Raw genomic sequence first — 16,258 nt, forward strand, 5'->3', positions numbered from 1 at the left:
CTTTCGTTCGCTATTCTACATCGAATCGGCTAGGCTCCGCGCATGAACGAGATCGCCTTCACCCTGCTTGAACGCCCGGTGACATGGGCAGAGGCCGCCCTCGGCTTCGCGGGCTTGAGCCTCGTCTTGCTGTTCATGGCGGTGATCGCTGGCTGGCGAGGCGGCAAGAACCGCGCGATCGAGGCCGCGATGGCCGCGGAACGTGCCCGCGAGATGGACGACAAGGTCGCGGAGATGAACCGCCAGCAGGCCGAGCTCGCCGGCCGGATGCAGTCGATGGCGGAAATCCTCTCGACAAGGCAGGGCGACCTCGCCCGGCTCGTCGCCGACAGGATGGACGGGCTGAGCCACAAGGTCGGGCAAGGCCTGGAGCAGAACGTCCGCCAGACAACCGAGAGCCTCGGCAAGCTGCAGGAGCGGCTGGCGGTGATCGACACCGCCCAGAAGAACCTGACAGACCTGACCTCCGAGGTGGTGACACTCCGGGACGTGCTCGCCAACAAGCAGGCGCGCGGCGCCTATGGCCAAGGCCGGATGGAAGCGATCATCCGCGACGGGCTGCCCGCCGCCTTCTTCGCCTTCCAGCCGCAGCTCTCGAACGGGCGTCGGCCGGACTGCCTGGTCACCCTGCCCGGCGACGGGCGCGGCCTTGTGATCGACGCCAAGTTCCCGCTGGAGAGCTTCACGCTCCTGCGCGAGGCGCGTGGCGAGGAGGCGAAGAAGGCCGCCGGCCAGCGCGTGCGCAGCGATGTCGGCGTGCATGTGAAGGACATCGCCGAGCGCTATTTCCTGCCCGGCGAAACACAGGACGTCGCGCTACTCTTCGTGCCGTCCGAGTCGATCTACGCCGATCTGCACGAGCATTTCGACGATGTCGTGCAGCGGGCGCATCGGGCCCGCATCATGATCGTTTCGCCCTCGCTCTTGGCGCTGGCGATCCAGCTGATGCAGTCGCTGGTGCGCGACGCGCGAATGCGGGAGGAGGCGCAGGTCATCCAGACCGAAGTCGGCAAGCTGCTTGACGATGTGCGCCGGCTCGGCGAACGCGTCGATAAGCTCGACAATCATTTCCGCCAGGCGCAGGACGATGTCGGCCAGATCAAGACCTCGGCCGGCAAGGTCACGAGCCGCGCCGAGAAGATCGGCGCGCTCGATTTCGACGACGAGAAGAGCGAGCCGAAGCTGCCCTTCGCCAAGGGGCTGGAGCTGAAGGCCGCGGCGGAGTGATCAGCCGCGGTTGAGCACCGCCGACAGTTCGGGCTTCACGTTCAGCGTCTGGAAGACGACGCAGTAGCGCTCGGTGAGCTTGAGCAGGGTGTCGAGCTTCTCCTGCGGCGCATCGGTCTCGACGTCGAAGGAGAGGCGGATCGCCTTGAAGCCGACGGCTGCATCCTTTGCGACGCCGAGCGTGCCGCGGAAGTCGAGATCGCCCTCGGCGCGCACCACGCCCTTCTTCAGCTCGATTTCGAGCGCGGTCGCCACCGCCTTCAGGGTCACGCCGGCGCAGGCGACCAGCGCCTCCAGCAGCATATCGCCCGAGCAGAGCTCCGCACCCGAACCGCCGGTCGCCGGATGCAGGCCCGCAAGCGCGATGGCGCGGCCGGTCTCGACCTTGCAGGCGATATGCTGGTCGTCGAGCTCGCCATGGGCCTTGAGCGTGATGACGGCGGCCTCGGGATTGGTCCGATACTCGTCCTTGAGCGGCGCCTGCAGGGCGCGCAGAGCGGTGACGTCCATGATCGTGATCCTCGTGAAGCGGTCCGCCGGCTTGTAGCCGCTTCAGGCCGCCGCCTCCACCTCCGGCGCGGCATGCCGGTTTTCCTTGTCGAGCGCCCGGCGCAATTCGCGCCGCAGGGTGACGAAGCCGACGGAGCCCTCCTCGCGCGGACGGGCCAGCAGATTCTCGAGGCTGAAGGCGGGCGGCCCCGGCTGCCGTGGCAGGACGAGGATGCGATCGGCCAACCGCAAGGCCTCCTCGACGGAACCGGTGGCGATGGCGACGGCGGGTCGCGCTTGCGTACAGAGCTCCGGCAGAAAGGCGGCGAGCCGGCTGCGGGTTTCGGCATCGAGCGCCGCAAAGGGCTCATCGACCAGCAGCAGCCGCGGCCTGACCAACAGAAGGCGGGCAATGGCGAGCCGCAGCAGCCCTTCGGGCGAGAGCGCGCCCGGCCGCTGCGTCGCCTGCCCCGCGAGGCCAAGGCGCACCAGCACATTGGCGATCAGGCCCTCGCGCTCGAACGGCGTCGCCTTCGGCAGGACGAAAGCCAGGTTCTCGGTGAGATCGAGCCAAGGGAAGAAGCGCGGCCGCGCGCAGAGCAGGCCGATTTCGGCCGTCGGCACCTCACCCTCATCGGTCCGCAAACTGGCAAGCGCACGCAGCGCCGCCCGCCGCACCTCGGACGCGCCTAGCAGGGCGACGATCTCGCCGGCAGCAGGGCGCGGCGGAACGGTCTCGGGAGAGCGGGAGAGAGTGTGAAGAGCGGCCGACATTGCTGGCTCCATCCATGAACAAGGCGGAAGGAGCGCGGACGGCAGCAGGCCGTCCCGTCGTCCCGCGCTTTAGCTGCATTTGTTTCGCGCCCGCAAGCTGAGGCTCAAATCGGCGCGTGTCCTTTTCTAAGGTCCGAACGTCCGCTTTGTCAAACGACGTTCACCACCACATGCCGGCCGTCTCGGCCGTCCTTTCCTGATGCGGCGCCTCGTCGCGCAGGGAGCGGTCGAGCGCGCGCAGCGGCTCGCGTTTCGCGAGGCGGCGGGCGATGCTTGTCATGGATGCGATCCCTCATTTCGACGACGCGAGGGATCGGGACGGGTGGCGTCCTTGGCCCCACGCTTTAGCTGCACTTATTTCGCGCCCGCAAGCTGGTGGCTCAAATCGGCGTATATCCGTCTTTCAGGTCCAATCGTTCTGTTTACCAAACAACACAATCGTGATCGGTAACTGCATCATTACCGTATACAGGCTGTAGAATTTAGTTCTCTCGTCCCCTTTCCCCGCGTGCTAGAACAAATGGCAGACGACGGAACCGTGCCCACGTGACAGCCTCCTCGACAGCGCCCGCACTTGCCCTCTCCGACATGCTGCACGATCCGGAGGCGGGCATCGCGAGACTGTTCGAGGCGGCGCGGCGCAAGGACAAGGCGGAGAAGCGGCAACTGCTGGTGGCGGCGCTGCGGCAGCTGCTCGACGATGGCCGGGTTTCGGCCAAGGCGATCCTGACCGGTCCGCGCGGCGGGCTTTCCTGCGCGCACCGGCTCTCGGCCGTGATGGATGCGGTCGTCATCGGGCTGCACAAGGCCGCGACCTCGTATTTCTATCCGGCCGACAACCCCTCGCAATCGGAGCGGATCGCGGTCGTCGCCGTCGGCGGCTATGGCCGCGGCACGCTGGCGCCCGGATCGGACGTCGATCTTCTCTTCCTCTTCCCGCATAAGCAGACCGCCTGGGGCGAGAGCGTGGTCGAATCCATGCTCTATCCGCTCTGGGACCTGAAGTTGAAGGTCGGCCATTCCGTGCGCTCGGTCGATGATTGCGTGCGCGAGGCGCGGGCGGACATGACGATCCGCACCGCCCTGCTGGAGGCACGCTTCCTGGTGGGCGACCGGGCGCTGTTCGACGAGATGACCCGCCGCTTCAATGCCGAGGTGGTAGAGGGCACAGCCGCCGCCTTCACCGAGGCCAAGCTCGCCGAGCGCGAGACGCGGGTGCAACGGGCCGGCGCGTCGCGCTATCTGGTCGAGCCCAACGTCAAGGACGGCAAGGGCGGCTTGCGCGACCTCAATACGCTGTTCTGGATCGCCAAATATTCCTACCGCGTCGATGACGTGCGCGAACTGGTCGCGGCCGGGCTCTTCGACGAGGACGAGCTGCAGATGTTCCAGCGCTCGGAGGAGTTCCTCTGGCGCGTACGCTGCTGGCTGCATTTCATCACCGGACGCGCCGAGGAGCGGCTCTCCTTCGACCTGCAGCGCCAGGTCGCCGCCGCAATCGGCTATGTCGGCCGCAGCGGCCAGGCCCCCGTCGAGCGCTTCATGAAGGCCTACTTCCTGATCGCCAAGGATGTCGGCGACCTCACCGCCATCGTCTGCGCGGCGCTGGAAGCGCGCCAGCAGAAGCCGCGCGCGACGCTCTCCCGGCTTTTCGACACCCTGGCGAAGCGCAAGCGCGAGCGCTCCCTCGGCCATCGCGACTTCAAGCTGACGAGCCAGCGGCTCAACGTCGTCGACGACAGCGCCTTCGAGCGCGACCCGGTCAATCTGCTGCGGCTCTACGAAATCGCCAGCCGCGAGGATCTCGCGATCCACCCCGGGGCAAGCCGCCTGGTGACGCAGTCGCTCAGACTGGTGACGCCGGGCCTGCGCAACGACCCGGAAGCCAACCGCATCTTCCTCGAAATCCTCACCGCCCGGCGCTCGCCGGAGGTGGTGCTCCGCCGCATGAATGAATCCGGCCTGCTCGGCCGCTTCATCCCGGATTTCGGCCGGGTCGTGGCGATGATGCAGTTCAACATGTACCATCACTATACGGTGGACGAGCATCTGATCCGGGCGATCGGCGTGCTGGCCGAGATCGACGCTGGCGTGCTCCAGGCCGAACACCCGCTCGCCAACGACATCATGCCGACCGTCGCCAACCGGCGTGCGCTCTATGTCGCCCTGTTCCTGCACGACATCGCCAAGGGCCGGCCGGAGGACCATTCGCTCGCCGGCGCCCGCATTGCCCGCAAGCTCGGCCCGCGCTTCGGCCTGACCAGCGCGCAGACCGAAACCGTGGCCTGGCTGGTCGAGCACCATCTCGATATGTCGACCGTGGCGCAGAGCCGCGACCTGGGCGACCCCAAGACGATCGAGAGCTTCGCCGCGACGGTGCAGACCCTGGAGCGGCTGAAGCTGCTGCTCATTCTCACCGTGGCGGACATCAAGGCAGTCGGTCCCGGCGTCTGGAACGGCTGGAAGGGCCAGCTGCTGCGCACGCTCTATTTCGAGACCGAGCTCGTGCTGGCAGGCGGCCATTCGGCCGTCGAGCGCAAGGCGCGCGTCGCCATGAAGCAGGACGCGCTGCGCCAGCGCCTGGCGGATTGGAGCGGGGAGGAGCGCGACGCCTATATCGCGCGCCACTACCCGGCCTACTGGATCAAGGTCGATCCCGACCGGCAGGAAAAGCACGCCCGCTTCCTGCGCGAGGCCGAACAGGCAGGGCGGACGACCGCGACCATCGTCGAGACGGACAAGTTCCGCGGGGTGACCGAGCTCACCGTGCTGGCGCCGGACCATCCGCGCCTGCTCGCCATCGTCACCGGAGCCTGCGCGGCGGCCGGCGGCAACATCGTCGACGCCCAGATCTTCACCACCAGCGACGGGCTCGTGCTCGATACCATCTCGGTCTCGCGCGCTTTCGACCGCGACGACGACGAGCTGCGCCGGGCCGAGCGGATCGCGGCCGCGATCGAGCGGGCGCTGAAGGGCGAGATCAAGATCGCCGATCTGGTGGCCCAGCGCCGGGCGCCGCCGCCACGCGGCCAGACCTTCCAGGTGCAGCCGGAAGTCATCATCGACAACGTGCTGTCGACGCGCCACACCGTGCTCGAGGTCTCCGGCCTCGACCGGCCAGGCCTGCTCTACGATCTCACCACCGCGATCGGGAAGCTCAACCTCAATATCGCCTCGGCCCATATCGCGACCTTCGGCGAAAAGGCGGTCGACGTTTTCTACGTCACCGACCTGACCCATGCGAAGATCGTCTCGACCGGACGACAGCTCTCGATCCGCAAGGCGCTGCTCGACGTCTTCAAGCTCGAGGCCGAGAAGCCGGCGCCGGCCAAGGTGAAAGTGCCAGCCCGCGCTTGATTTAACGGGCTATAAGGCCGATATCCGGCACGAACGCGGCTGCGCCCCGATATGATCGGCCCCGGCTCTGCAAGGAGCGGCGCAGCCAGCCAGACAAAGGGACCTGAAGATACGATGACGCAGAACCCTGCGACGCAAGACCCCAATCTCGAAGCCGCGGCCGATGCAGCCGAGCAGGCCACGGCCGCCGAGGGCACCGAAGCCCTGGTCGCGAAGCTCCAGGCCGAGCGCGACGACCTCAAGGACAAGCTGCTGCGCACCCTGGCCGAGATGGAGAATCTGCGCCGCCGCACAGAGCGCGAGATCGCCGATGCCAAGGCCTATGCGGTGACGAGCTTCGCGCGCGACATGCTCGGCTCCTCGGACAATCTGCGCCGGGCGCTGGAGAGCTTGCCCGAGACGGCCCGCAACAGTGCCGAAGGCGACGTGAAGACGCTCTACGAAGGCGTCGAGCTGACCGAGCGCGAGCTGCTGAAGACGCTGGAGCGTCACGGCGTACGCCGGATCGATCCGCAGGGCGAGAAGTTCGACCCGAACCTGCACCAGGCGATGTTCGAGGCGCCCGACGCCGCGATCGCCAAGGGACTCGTCTCGAAGGTGATTCAGGTCGGTTATAAGATCGGCGAGCGCGTTCTGCGCCCGGCGCTGGTCGGTGTCTCCGCCGGCGCGCCAAAGGCGGCGGAACCGCCGGCCGGCGACGCGCCCAAGCACTGACGCCGTGTTCGAAGCCGCCGGCGTCGCCATCTTCGCGCTGACCGGCGCGATCGTCGCGGCCCGCAAGGGGATGGACCCGTTCGGTTTCATCCTGCTGGCAACCGTCACCGGTGCCGGCGGCGGCACGTTGCGGGACGTTCTGCTCGGGAACAGCGCGTTCTGGGTGAATGACCCATCCGATGTCGCGGTCTGCGTCGTGGTGGCGCTCAGCGCCTGGACGACGGCCTATTTCCGGCCCGGCCTCCTCGAAGGCTGGGCCGGCCGCAAGGTCCTGATCTGGGCCGACGCGGCCGGGCTCTCGCTTTTCGCCGTCATCGGCACGTTCAAGGGCCTTTCGGCCGGCGCGCCGGTTCTTTCCGCCGTGGCGCTCGGGGCCATGACCGCAAGTTTCGGCGGCATTCTGCGCGACATTCTGGCCGGCGACAGGCCGATGGTGCTCTGGAGCCGCGATTTCTATGTCACCGCGGCGACCGCGGGAGCGGCCGTCACTGCCCTGCTGGTCGGGCTCGGCCTTCCGACCGCGATCGTCATGCTGGGCGGCCTGACCGCCGGCTTCGGGCTCAGGGCCGGCTCGCTGCTGTGGGGCTGGGCATTCCCCGGCCTGCCCGGAAAGCTCTAGGGTCCGAACTCAGGGCTTCATCACGCGCCTGAGCGTCAGATTGATCCGCCCGCCTTCCGGCAGCAGCGTCGAGGAACCGGAGAGGATCCGGTCGATGCCGTGATAGGCCAACCGCGCCTCGCCGCCGAAGAGCAGCACATCGCCGGAAGAGAGCTTGAGCGAGGTCGTCTTGCCGCCGCGCTCCGCCCCGCCGATGCGGAAGATCGCAGCGTCACCAAGCGAAACCGAGAGGACCGGGGCATCGAACTCCTGCTCGTCGCGGTCCTGGTGCAGGCCCATCTTCGCGCCACCGGCATAGAAGTTGACGAGGCAGGCCTCCGGCGGATGCGGATAGCCGGAAAGCTCGCTCCAAAGATCGAGCAAGGGCGCGGGCATGATCGGCCAGGGCTCGCCTGTCTCCGGGTGTTCAGGCTGATAGCGATAACCCCGCTCGTCGGAGACCCAGCCGAGCGGGCCGCAATTGGTCATCCGCACCGAGAACGGCTTGCCCGTCTTCGGCATGCGCGGTTGGAAGAACGGCGCCTTGCGGGCGACCGCGCGCAGTTCCGCCAGCAGCGCGGCCTGCTCCATCGGCGCAAGCCGGCCCGGCCAGTGGACGACACCCGGCGCGACGACGAGGCGGGTCATGGTCAGAGCGTATCGAGGCCGAGCACGTCGGCCATGGAGTAGAGCCCAGGCGCCCTGCCTCGCCCCCAGAGCGCCGCCTTGACCGCCCCCTGTGCGAACAGACTGCGATCCTCGGCGACATGGGCAAGCTCGAGCCGCTCGCCCGCACCGGCGAAGATCACCTTGTGGTCGCCGACGACCGTGCCACCGCGCAGGGCGGCAAAGCCGATCGTACCGGGCTCGCGCGCGCCGGTGATGCCGTCTCGCACGGCAACGCGATGCTGCGCCAGATCGACGGCGCGCCCTTGCGCCGCCGCCTCGCCCAGAAGCACCGCGGTGCCCGAGGGGGCATCGACCTTCATGCGGTGATGCATCTCGACGATCTCGATGTCCCAGTCCGTGCCCAAAGTCGCGGCGACCTTGCGCACCAGCGCCGCCAGCAGGTTGACGCCCAGGCTCATATTGCCGGAGCGGATGATCGGGGTGCGGCGCGCCGCCTCGGCCAGCCGAGCGAGATGCGCGGGCTCTAGCCCGGTCGTGCCGACGACATGCAGGATACCAGCCTCGGCTGCGAGATCGGCGAAAGCGATCGTCGCCTCCGGTGCGGTGAAATCGAGCACGGCATCCGCCGCGGCGAAGGCAGCGGCGGTATCGCTCGTCACGGCGACGCCGAGCGAGGGCAGACCGGCGAGCACGCCCGCATCGACACCAAGGGCAGCGGAGCCTGCGCGCTCGATCGCCGCCACCAGCCGGCACCCCTCTGCCTGATCGATGGCGCGGATCAGCATCCGCCCCATGCGCCCGGCGGCTCCAACGACGACGAGACGCATATCACTCATGGCAGGCAGGCTCCGGGCTCTTTCGACGGCAAAGACGCCATGGCTTGGCCAGTATCGCAATAGGCCGGTTTTCGCTAGATCGCCGCGCATCCGGCCGGGCGCGGCAACGGCGACCTATCTATCTGTTATCGCAACGGATTGTTCCGAAAAGTGGATTCCACCTTTCGATCCGGTCCTGTGGCGCCCCCCGCGAAAGCCGGACAAAACAAAACGGCCGGGATGCCCCGGCCGCTCTCGTTTCTCACGATGGCGGATCAGGCCGCCTGCTGGATGCCCGAGAGCTTCCAGGCGCCGCCGCGCTCGCGCAGGAAGGTCCAGTATTCCTTGACCTCCTGGGACTGCGTCGGGTTGCCGTCGACAACCTGGCCGCTCTTGCGATCGTAGAGCGCGTTCGTCAGGCTGAAGCGCATCGCGACGGTGGCGTAGTCGTTGTCGCCCTCGCGCCAGGCCTGCGACAGATCGCCCTGGAGCAGCTTGACGTCGGAGACGCGGTCGGCAACGCCGCGGCGGGCGTTCGCCGTCAGGTCCTCGTCGAAATACCCGAACATCTCCGGCGTGGTGCGCTGGCGCAGACCGGCCTCGTCTTCGTTCGAATAGGCGGTGTTGATCTCCCCAAGCAGGCGCTCGAAGCTGTTGAAGTCATCGCCGGCGAGCTCGATCGGCTGGGGCTGGGCGGCGGCAGCCGCGGCGCCACCGCCACCGAAGCCGCCCATGCGGGCCGCGGCCGGCTGCGGCCCGTCATAGCCCTGGCGGGCATAGGGCGCGCCCGCACCGGCGAGCTGTGGCTCGGACCGGCGGCGGAAGAAGCGGATGGCGAGCATCACGATGCCAGCGATCAGCGCGAGCTGCAGCAGGAAGCCGAACATGCCGGCAAGCGAAGCCAGGCCGCCGAAGAAACCCGAGCCGGAGAGCATGCCGAACAGGCCGGCGCCGAGCAGGCCCGCGCCGATGCCCATCATCATGTTGCGGGCGAAGGACGGGCGAGCCGCCTGTGCCGCAGCCGCGCCGGCGGCAGGGCCGGCAAAGGACGGCGACGGCGAGGAGGGGGCCGTGCGCTGGAAGGTCTGGGCGCCACCCGGCGTCGTGTTGGTCGCAGGCGGCGCGCTGTTGGTGAACGACCCGCGGCTGCCCGAGCTGCGGCCGCCGCCCGGACGGGCTTCGGCAACGAGCGGCACGAGCAACAGGGCCCCGGCGACCAGGGCGACGGCACGTCCACGACGGGCGAGCGAAATCAGAGACATTGTTCCTCCCGGAGCCCACCATGGGCCCACCGGCCCAGAATATGGAGAGCGATTGCATTCCACGCAAGGCCTCGGCCGGCTAACAGACTGAAATCTCTTACTCTTTCAAATCAGTACATAATCATTCGTCGCGATCGGGCACGCATGGTAAAATGCTTGTCGACCTCGCCATGCTAAAGGCAGGGAGAGAGCCCATGACCGGATCCGGACCGAGGCCTCACCGACATCGGGCGCTGCGCTGGCTGCTCGCGCTCGCCGTACTGTTCCTCATCAGCGAAGCCGCCGCGGCTGGCGAAACGGCCGTCGCGCTCGACCCGCCGCGTCTCGCGCAGGCGCCGGAGCCGCTCTGCTTCTGCTGGAACGATGGCCGCAAGATCGCCGAAGGATCGAACTCCTGCATCAGGACCACTCAGGGCCGCCGGCTGGCGACCTGCGGACGTGTCGTGAACATGATGTCCTGGCAGATCACCGAAACACCCTGCCCCGAAAGCTGAGGCGCAGCGAGCGACCCTGCATCAAAACAGAAGCGCCGCCGGGATGTCCCGGCGGCGCTGCATTTTCATGACTCTTGTGGTCCTAGCGACTTCGAGACTGACCCCGTCAGAACGCTCCCAGAACGATTGCCATCATGAACACGAAGGCCGCACCCATGATCCACCGGTCGAGACGTAGCGTGATACTCATCACACCCTCCTCCTGTCATTGACCTGTCGCGGAAGCTAGCAGAACTGACGGGGGCCGCAAGGGGGCGAGACGGTGGCGGCGCAACGGCGGAGGCTAGATCATCCTTAAAACTTGCTTAAAGCACTGATTAGATTTGGGGATATTTCGAAAGAGAAAACGTCGCAGAAGCGTCTTCTCACACCCCTCGCCTCGCCGCCGCCATGTTTCTCCACCGGGCTTCGCCGGCTGATCTTCACCGCGACTGGGAGCTGCTGCCCGGTCGCGCCCGGTACCGACGGTTAACGCGCGCCCAGCCCGAATTAAGGGCCGGTTCACCACCACGTCAAAGTTAATCCGGCTGTGGCGGCCGGGGCGCAGTCGGTTGAGAAACCGTTCACCAAACGCTTCGCATTTGATGGGTATGCGACGCGCAAAACTCGCCCTCTTCGCACTTGGTCTGGTCGGCGCCGCCGGCCTGGCCGGCTGCGGCAAATTCCAGAAGCCGCAGCGCGCTCCCTGGCGCGACCAGGCCGAAGCAACCTGCATGGCCTCCGGCCAAGTGCAGATCTCGAGTTATGTCAGCCTGCGTGGCAAGGCGATCGACGGCCCCGGAATCTGCGGCATGCAGCAGCCGCTGAAGGTCACGGCCCTGCAGAACGGCAGCGTCAGCCTGACGAGCCCGGCCCTGCTCGCCTGCCCGGTCGTGGCGACGACCGACCAGTGGTTCGCCGAGGTCGTGCAGCCCGCCGCGATGAACATCCTTGGCGCACAGGTGATCGAGATCCGGTCCGGCTCCTATTCCTGCCGCGCGATGAACAACGGCACCTACACGACGCGCACGTCGGAGCATGCCTATGGCAATGCCGTCGACGTCTTCTCCTTCCGGCTGAACGACAACCGCGTCGTCACCGTCAAGGACGGCTGGCGGGGCTCGCCGGAGGAACAGAACTTCCTGCGCGAGATCTTCGTCGGCGCCTGCACCTATTTCGGCACCGTGCTCGGCCCCGGCGCCGATCCGATGCATTACGACCACCTCCACATCGACCTCGCCCGCCACGCAAAGGGCCGGCATATCTGCAAGCCGATCATCAAATACACGCCGAACTACAACCTGCCTCCGCCGGACCCGGCCCGGCCCTATTCCTCGGCTCAGAACGCCCCGGCATCTCCGCGCGGCAGTGCGCCGGCTGCCACGGCCTATGCCGGCGGGCCGCTGCTGCGCCAGCCGAACGAAGGCCTGCGTCCGCCCGGCGCCGTGCAGGGCGGCTATCCGGTCGCGAACAACGGGCGAGGCCAGGACAACAGCCTCGACGCACAGCAGCGCTTCCTGGAGCAATATGACGCGCGCCAGCGCCAGGGACGCTTCCAGCCTCAGCCCTTGCCAAGCGAAACGCGCGGGCCGCTCGCCCTGCCCGGCGCGGTCGAGCCCTCGGAGGAGGAGGCCGCCCTCGGCGATGGCGGCGGCTCGGGCGTCGTCGACCAGCAGGGCTCCGAGGAGGCGATGCCGATCAACCCCGAGCACGACCCCTTCGCCTACAGCTCAGGGCGCGTACCGCGGAGGCGCTGAGGCGAGACCTCAGTGCGAAACGAGCACCTGGCGGCATTCCGGCGGCAGGGCATCGAGCGACATCGGCGGCTTGGGCTTCGGCTTCGGACCCGGCTTGGGCTTGGGCGGATTGAAGATCGCCTGATACTGGCGCTCGACCCAGCCGCTCAGCTCCGCCCCGCAACCATCGCCGAAATTCGGCGGCTCCTGGCCCTGGCAGCTCGCCATGCCGGCCGGGCAGGCCATGCGGATGTGGAAGTGATAGTTGTGGCCCCAGATCGGCCGCACCTTATCCAGCCAGCTCTTGTCCGCCCCGGCCTCCCGGCAAAGCGCAACCTTCAGCGCCGGATTGACGAAAATGCGCTCGACGCGGGGTTCGGCCGCAACGGCCTTGATCAGGCGCGTATGGGCCGGGGTCCAGTTGCGCGGGTCGACGTCACGCCAGTCGGCGCGGGCCATGTTGACCGCCGGCATGTTCTCGCGCCCCTCGCGGTCGATCCGGCCCTTCGGCATCGGCGTGAGCCAGACATCGGCATCGAGCCCGATCTGATGCGAGGCGTGGCCGGTGAGCATCGGACCGCCGCGCGGCTGCGACATGTCGCCGACGAGAAGGCCCGGCCAGCCGGTGATGCGAGGCACGTCGCGGGCGAGCTTTTCGAGGTAATCGATCAGGACCGGATGGCCCCAGTTGCGATTGCGGTTGAGCCGCATCACCTGCCAGCTCGGCCCGTCGACCGGCAGCGCCTCGGCGCCGGCAAGGCAGCCGCGGGCATAGGAGCCGATGGCGCGCGGCTCCATGCTCGCCGGCGTCGTCTTCTGGCCGAACAGCGCACGGGCGGCATCAGGATAGGCGGCGATGTTGGCGGCCCGCGTCTTCGCCTCCTGCTCGGCGGTCGACTGTGCCAGGGCAGCGGTCGGCAGGAGAGCCAGCGACGCGAGAAGGGCGGCGATTCGGGAGGTATTGCGCATGACGGCAGAATCGCCGCGACCTTCGGCGGCGGTCAAGCGCGACGGCTGGGCAGGCGGCGCGACGAATTGCAGCCTCGAGCCGAGGCGACGCAAAGCGGCCAGCTCTTCCTGCAATCCGAAATGAGGAAATGAGGCGACCTGATCCGGGGTGCCCGCATCAAGCTCGAATGATCCCGAAGGCCTTTCCTCGGAACCGACCATTTCCGGACGGCGTTTCCCGTTAGAACGCGCCCCACAGGGGCACCGATTTACGGGAGCTTACCATGTCCACCGTCCTGATCGTCCTGCTCGTCATCCTGCTGCTTGGCGGCGGCGGGTATTACGGCCACCGCAGCTACGGCACTGCCGGCCTCGGCGGCGTGCTCGGCCTTGTCCTCGTCATCGTGCTGATCCTGTGGCTGCTCGGAGCCATCGGCGGCGCGCCTATGGCGTAGCCGCGCGCAGTTGATCGGCAGGGATCGCGCTACGGCTCAGGCGTCAGGCGCGGTTGTCCCAGACCGCGATGGCAGCCGCCAGATCCTCGAGCGCGACGCCGACCGACTTGAACAGCGTGATGCCGCCGCCCTCGATCTGGCCGGCGATCCTGCCATGGCAGAGATCGGCCAAGGTGCCTGAGACCTGGTCAGCGCTGTAGCTGCCCTCGGCAATCGCGACGGCGACATCGCCGCCCTCGTCGATCGCCTTGCTGGAATCGACCACGACACGGGCACGATGCAGCGCATCGGCATCGGCCTCGCGCATCTGCATGGTGAAGCCGCCGATGAGGTCGAGATGCGCCTCGCGCTTCAGCCAATGGCCGTGGATGAGCGGTTCGGTCGCATTGGTGGCGCAGGAGATGATGTCGGCGGTGCGCGCCTCGCCTTCGAGATCGATGGTGGCACGGGCTTCGATGCCATCCTTCGCCAGTTCGGCGACGACAGCCTCGGCCGCCTCCGGACGGCGGGCCCAGATCGCGATCTCGGTCAGCGGCCGGACCGAGCGATGCGCCTTGATGATGAAGGGCGAAAGCGCGCCGGCCCCGACCATCAGCATGCGACTGGCTTCCGGATTGGACATGTAGCGCGAAGCCAGGGCCGAGGCAGCGGCGGTGCGCCAGGTCGTCAGGCGGTTGCCGTCCATCACCGCGAGCGGCGCGCCGGTTTCGCCATCCATCAGCAGATAGGCGCCCATCACGCCGGGCAAGTTGCGGCGGCCATTGCCGAAGAAGACCGAGACGATCTTCGTGCCGATATAGGGCTTGTCGACATCCGGCCCGCTCCAGGCCGGCATGGTGAGCAGAATGGCGTTCTCCTCGCCCGGGCGCTCGATCGCGTATTGCCCGCGCTTGGGGGCGATGACCTCGCTGCGGAACGCGTCGTCGAGGATGTCGATCAGGGCGGGATAGCTCAGGGCCGCGTCGATCTCGGCCGCATCGAAAAGGCGCATCAATTACGTCCGCTGGTCAGGGCCGGCAGGGCAGAATCGGGAACGGCGGAACGCAGGGCCTGCGTCTCGGAGCGCAGGGCCTCGACCTCGCGACGATTGCGGCGCGCAGCCTTGCGGTGCTTGCCCTGGGCGACCCAGGACGCCAGGCCGCCGACAAGGACGCCGACGGCGATCGCCGCCAGCACCACGGCGAAGAGCGGCAGCTCATAAGAAAGCGCCGGCAGGTCCCGGCTGAAGGGATCGAGAGAAACCCGCACCGGCGCACGGTTCGCCACCGAAAACAGCACGACCAGCAGCGCGACCGGAACCAGCACCAACGCCTTGAGAAAGGCCTTCATCACGTTCTCCGTGCCGGCAGGAACGGCCGGCTCTCGGCTTACGACTTGCCGTTGAGGCGCAGCCGCAGCTCCTTGCCCGTCTTGAAGACGGGGACGAACTTCTCCTCGACCTCCACCGCATCGCCCGTGCGGGGGTTGCGGCCGACGCGGGCGGAGCGCGCCTTGCGCGAGAAAGCGCCGAAGCCACGCAACTCCACCCTGTCACCGCGCGCGAGAGCCTTCACGACCTCGTCCAGGATGGCCGAGACGATGTTCTCGATGTCGCGCTGATAAAGGTGGGTGTTCTGATCAGCGATCCGCTGAACGAGTTCGGATTTAATCATCGCCGGAGTATAACCATTTGTATCAACATCACTTTTCAGCGGCAGGCTGCCAGAGCGCCAAGGGCGCGTCAAGCCGCAAGCCGACCGGCTGGTCCGCGGCCCGCGCGATCGTCGCGGCCAGTGCCTCGAGCCCCGCGCCGCGCGCCATCGCCTCGGCCAAGCTCCATAGGCCAAAGGAGGAGGATTCGCTGCGGCGACGCCAGTCCCGCACCTTGAGATCCTTGGCGACGCCCCTCTCGCTTTCGAGCCAGGCGATCGCCTCGGTCTCGCCGCCGATCTGGTCGACCAGCTTCAGCGCCTGTGCCTGGCGGCCGGAATGGACCCGCCCGTCCGAGACGGTGGCCAGTTCGGCGTCGGCGAGGTGACGTCGGTCGCGCACCATCTGCTTGAACCAGGCGTAGTTGTCGTCGACGACGCGCTGGAGCGCCTCGCGCGCCTCCGGAGAGGTCGGCTCGAAGCCGCTCGGCGCGGCCTTGAGCGGGCTCGACTTGATCGACTCGACCTTGACGCCGACCGTATCGAGCAGATGCGAGACATTGGGGAACTGGAAGAGCACGCCGATCGAACCGACGAGTGAGGTCTGGCGCGCGACGATGCGGTCCGCGCCCATGGCAGCGATATAGCCGCCGGAAGCAGCGACGCCGTCGACCACGGTGACCATCGGCTTCTTGGCCGCGAGCTGGCGCAGCGCCGTGTGCAACGCCTCCGAGCCGGAGGTGGTGCCGCCAGGGCTGTCGACCCTGAGAACGACGGCCGAGACGGCGCTGCTGTCCTCGACCGACTTGATCAGGTCGAGCGTGCGACGATCGCCGGAGATGAAGCCGGAGACGGTGACGCGCGCGATATGCGCGCTCGACAGGCTCACGGGGCTATCGCCCCTCCAGGCGAGGCCGCCGACCACTGCGGCGACGATCACACCGAGCACGGCAAGCACACGCCAGAGCGTCAGCTTGCGCCGCAGGCTGCGGCGATCGGCGAGCAAGTCGGCATCGGACGACATCGGGCACTCCTGGAGCATGTTCCAACCGACTTGGCGATCAGAGCATGCTCAACTTTTTGATTTGGCGCGAATTCTTTTCGCTCGACCGATCCCGGCCGAACGGAAAGCGAGCGGCGGCTGCGGGTCCG

General features: G+C 67.6%; 17 protein-coding genes. 7 read left to right on the forward strand and 10 right to left on the reverse strand.

Features of this window, described 5'->3' with window-relative positions; translation table 11 throughout:
- The first annotated feature begins 42 nt into the window (after nt 1–42).
- A complete protein-coding gene (locus tag AC1DIN_RS08145) occupies nt 43–1,227 on the forward strand; it encodes a DNA recombination protein RmuC (RefSeq protein WP_441471529.1) in 1,185 nt (394 codons plus the stop codon).
- Here the strand turns inward: AC1DIN_RS08145 and AC1DIN_RS08150 are convergent, their stop codons facing one another.
- The gene (locus AC1DIN_RS08150) at nt 1,228–1,737 is read right to left on the reverse strand and encodes an OsmC family protein (RefSeq protein WP_476809328.1); all 510 of its coding nucleotides are present in this window, start codon (nt 1,735–1,737) and stop codon (nt 1,228–1,230) included.
- Between the two features lie 42 nt (nt 1,738–1,779).
- Entirely contained in the window at nt 1,780–2,490 is a 711-nt protein-coding gene (locus tag AC1DIN_RS08155) for an ATP-binding cassette domain-containing protein (RefSeq protein WP_476809329.1), read from the reverse strand.
- A gap of 588 nt (nt 2,491–3,078) precedes the next feature.
- On the opposite strand from AC1DIN_RS08155, the gene AC1DIN_RS08160 reads away from it, so the two are divergent.
- The 3 genes from AC1DIN_RS08160 (at nt 3,079) to AC1DIN_RS08170 (ending at nt 7,180) form a co-directional block, all read left to right on the forward strand.
- The gene (locus AC1DIN_RS08160) at nt 3,079–5,847 is read left to right on the forward strand and encodes a [protein-PII] uridylyltransferase (protein ID WP_476809389.1); all 2,769 of its coding nucleotides are present in this window, start codon (nt 3,079–3,081) and stop codon (nt 5,845–5,847) included.
- Between the two features lie 114 nt (nt 5,848–5,961).
- On the forward strand, nt 5,962–6,561 hold the full coding sequence (gene grpE, locus AC1DIN_RS08165; protein WP_476809330.1) for a nucleotide exchange factor GrpE: 600 nt from the start codon (nt 5,962–5,964) through the stop codon (nt 6,559–6,561).
- A gap of 4 nt (nt 6,562–6,565) precedes the next feature.
- On the forward strand, nt 6,566–7,180 hold the full coding sequence (locus AC1DIN_RS08170) for a trimeric intracellular cation channel family protein (RefSeq protein WP_441471533.1): 615 nt from the start codon (nt 6,566–6,568) through the stop codon (nt 7,178–7,180).
- A 9-nt stretch (nt 7,181–7,189) separates the two neighbouring features.
- Here AC1DIN_RS08170 and AC1DIN_RS08175 read toward each other — a convergent pair whose 3' ends face one another.
- The 3 genes from AC1DIN_RS08175 to AC1DIN_RS08185 form a co-directional block, all read right to left on the reverse strand.
- Nucleotides 7,190–7,807 carry an alpha-ketoglutarate-dependent dioxygenase AlkB family protein gene (locus AC1DIN_RS08175; protein ID WP_476809331.1) on the reverse strand — a complete coding sequence of 206 codons (618 nt, stop codon included), beginning with the start codon at nt 7,805–7,807 and terminating at the stop codon, nt 7,190–7,192.
- Between the two features lie 2 nt (nt 7,808–7,809).
- Nucleotides 7,810–8,616 (reverse strand): 4-hydroxy-tetrahydrodipicolinate reductase, encoded by an 807-nt coding sequence (dapB, locus tag AC1DIN_RS08180; protein ID WP_476809390.1) that lies wholly within the window; start codon nt 8,614–8,616, stop codon nt 7,810–7,812.
- 263 nt (nt 8,617–8,879) lie between these two features.
- A complete protein-coding gene (locus AC1DIN_RS08185) occupies nt 8,880–9,866 on the reverse strand; it encodes a Tim44 domain-containing protein (protein ID WP_476766831.1) in 987 nt (328 codons plus the stop codon).
- Between the two features lie 194 nt (nt 9,867–10,060).
- Between AC1DIN_RS08185 and AC1DIN_RS08190 the strand changes: the two genes are divergently transcribed.
- Nucleotides 10,061–10,360: a hypothetical protein gene (locus tag AC1DIN_RS08190; RefSeq protein WP_441471536.1), complete on the forward strand. Its 300-nt coding sequence runs from the start codon at nt 10,061–10,063 to the stop codon at nt 10,358–10,360.
- A 584-nt stretch (nt 10,361–10,944) separates the two neighbouring features.
- Entirely contained in the window at nt 10,945–12,096 is a 1,152-nt protein-coding gene (locus AC1DIN_RS08195; RefSeq protein WP_476809332.1) for an extensin-like domain-containing protein, read from the forward strand.
- Between the two features lie 9 nt (nt 12,097–12,105).
- Here AC1DIN_RS08195 and mepA read toward each other — a convergent pair whose 3' ends face one another.
- Nucleotides 12,106–13,044, reverse strand: a complete 939-nt coding sequence (gene mepA, locus AC1DIN_RS08200) for a penicillin-insensitive murein endopeptidase (RefSeq protein ID WP_476809333.1) — start codon at nt 13,042–13,044, stop codon at nt 12,106–12,108.
- 263 nt (nt 13,045–13,307) lie between these two features.
- Between mepA and AC1DIN_RS08205 the strand changes: the two genes are divergently transcribed.
- Complete coding sequence (locus tag AC1DIN_RS08205) at nt 13,308–13,478, forward strand: DUF3309 family protein (protein ID WP_441471539.1); 171 nt, start codon at nt 13,308–13,310, stop codon at nt 13,476–13,478.
- A gap of 43 nt (nt 13,479–13,521) precedes the next feature.
- On the opposite strand, the gene lhpI is transcribed toward AC1DIN_RS08205, so the two are convergent.
- From lhpI to sppA, 4 genes are read right to left on the reverse strand one after another with little or no spacing between them, the layout of a single operon-like run.
- Nucleotides 13,522–14,469: a bifunctional Delta(1)-pyrroline-2-carboxylate/Delta(1)-piperideine-2-carboxylate reductase gene (lhpI, locus tag AC1DIN_RS08210; RefSeq protein ID WP_476809334.1), complete on the reverse strand. Its 948-nt coding sequence runs from the start codon at nt 14,467–14,469 to the stop codon at nt 13,522–13,524.
- Complete coding sequence (locus tag AC1DIN_RS08215; RefSeq protein ID WP_476809335.1) at nt 14,469–14,807, reverse strand: LapA family protein; 339 nt, start codon at nt 14,805–14,807, stop codon at nt 14,469–14,471. Before AC1DIN_RS08215 ends, lhpI begins: the two co-directional genes overlap by 1 nt.
- Before the next feature lie 38 nt (nt 14,808–14,845).
- Complete coding sequence (ihfB, locus tag AC1DIN_RS08220) at nt 14,846–15,130, reverse strand: integration host factor subunit beta (protein ID WP_149133844.1); 285 nt, start codon at nt 15,128–15,130, stop codon at nt 14,846–14,848.
- A 28-nt stretch (nt 15,131–15,158) separates the two neighbouring features.
- Nucleotides 15,159–16,130, reverse strand: coding sequence for a signal peptide peptidase SppA (gene sppA, locus AC1DIN_RS08225; RefSeq protein ID WP_476809336.1), 972 nt, complete (start codon nt 16,128–16,130; stop codon nt 15,159–15,161).
- Between the last annotated feature and the right edge of the window lie 128 nt (nt 16,131–16,258).

The organism is Allobosea sp. 05T438 (assembly GCF_056396025.1).

Bases quoted from the DNA above. Each gene is read 5' to 3' on its own strand.
- AC1DIN_RS08190 (WP_441471536.1), top strand. From the start codon at position 10,061: ATGACCGGATCCGGACCGAGGCCTCACCGACATCGGGCGCTGCGCTGG.
- mepA (WP_476809333.1), bottom strand. From the start codon at position 13,044: ATGCGCAATACCTCCCGAATCGCCGCCCTTCTCGCGTCGCTGGCTCTC.
- AC1DIN_RS08215 (WP_476809335.1), bottom strand. From the start codon at position 14,807: ATGAAGGCCTTTCTCAAGGCGTTGGTGCTGGTTCCGGTCGCGCTGCTG.
- AC1DIN_RS08185 (WP_476766831.1), bottom strand. From the start codon at position 9,866: ATGTCTCTGATTTCGCTCGCCCGTCGTGGACGTGCCGTCGCCCTGGTC.
- ihfB (WP_149133844.1), bottom strand. From the start codon at position 15,130: ATGATTAAATCCGAACTCGTTCAGCGGATCGCTGATCAGAACACCCAC.
- lhpI (WP_476809334.1), bottom strand. From the start codon at position 14,469: ATGCGCCTTTTCGATGCGGCCGAGATCGACGCGGCCCTGAGCTATCCC.
- sppA (WP_476809336.1), bottom strand. From the start codon at position 16,130: ATGTCGTCCGATGCCGACTTGCTCGCCGATCGCCGCAGCCTGCGGCGC.
- AC1DIN_RS08205 (WP_441471539.1), top strand. From the start codon at position 13,308: ATGTCCACCGTCCTGATCGTCCTGCTCGTCATCCTGCTGCTTGGCGGC.
- AC1DIN_RS08175 (WP_476809331.1), bottom strand. From the start codon at position 7,807: ATGACCCGCCTCGTCGTCGCGCCGGGTGTCGTCCACTGGCCGGGCCGG.
- AC1DIN_RS08145 (WP_441471529.1), top strand. From the start codon at position 43: ATGAACGAGATCGCCTTCACCCTGCTTGAACGCCCGGTGACATGGGCA.
- AC1DIN_RS08195 (WP_476809332.1), top strand. From the start codon at position 10,945: ATGGGTATGCGACGCGCAAAACTCGCCCTCTTCGCACTTGGTCTGGTC.
- AC1DIN_RS08155 (WP_476809329.1), bottom strand. From the start codon at position 2,490: ATGTCGGCCGCTCTTCACACTCTCTCCCGCTCTCCCGAGACCGTTCCG.
- AC1DIN_RS08150 (WP_476809328.1), bottom strand. From the start codon at position 1,737: ATGGACGTCACCGCTCTGCGCGCCCTGCAGGCGCCGCTCAAGGACGAG.
- dapB (WP_476809390.1), bottom strand. From the start codon at position 8,616: ATGCGTCTCGTCGTCGTTGGAGCCGCCGGGCGCATGGGGCGGATGCTG.
- grpE (WP_476809330.1), top strand. From the start codon at position 5,962: ATGACGCAGAACCCTGCGACGCAAGACCCCAATCTCGAAGCCGCGGCC.
- AC1DIN_RS08160 (WP_476809389.1), top strand. From the start codon at position 3,079: ATGCTGCACGATCCGGAGGCGGGCATCGCGAGACTGTTCGAGGCGGCG.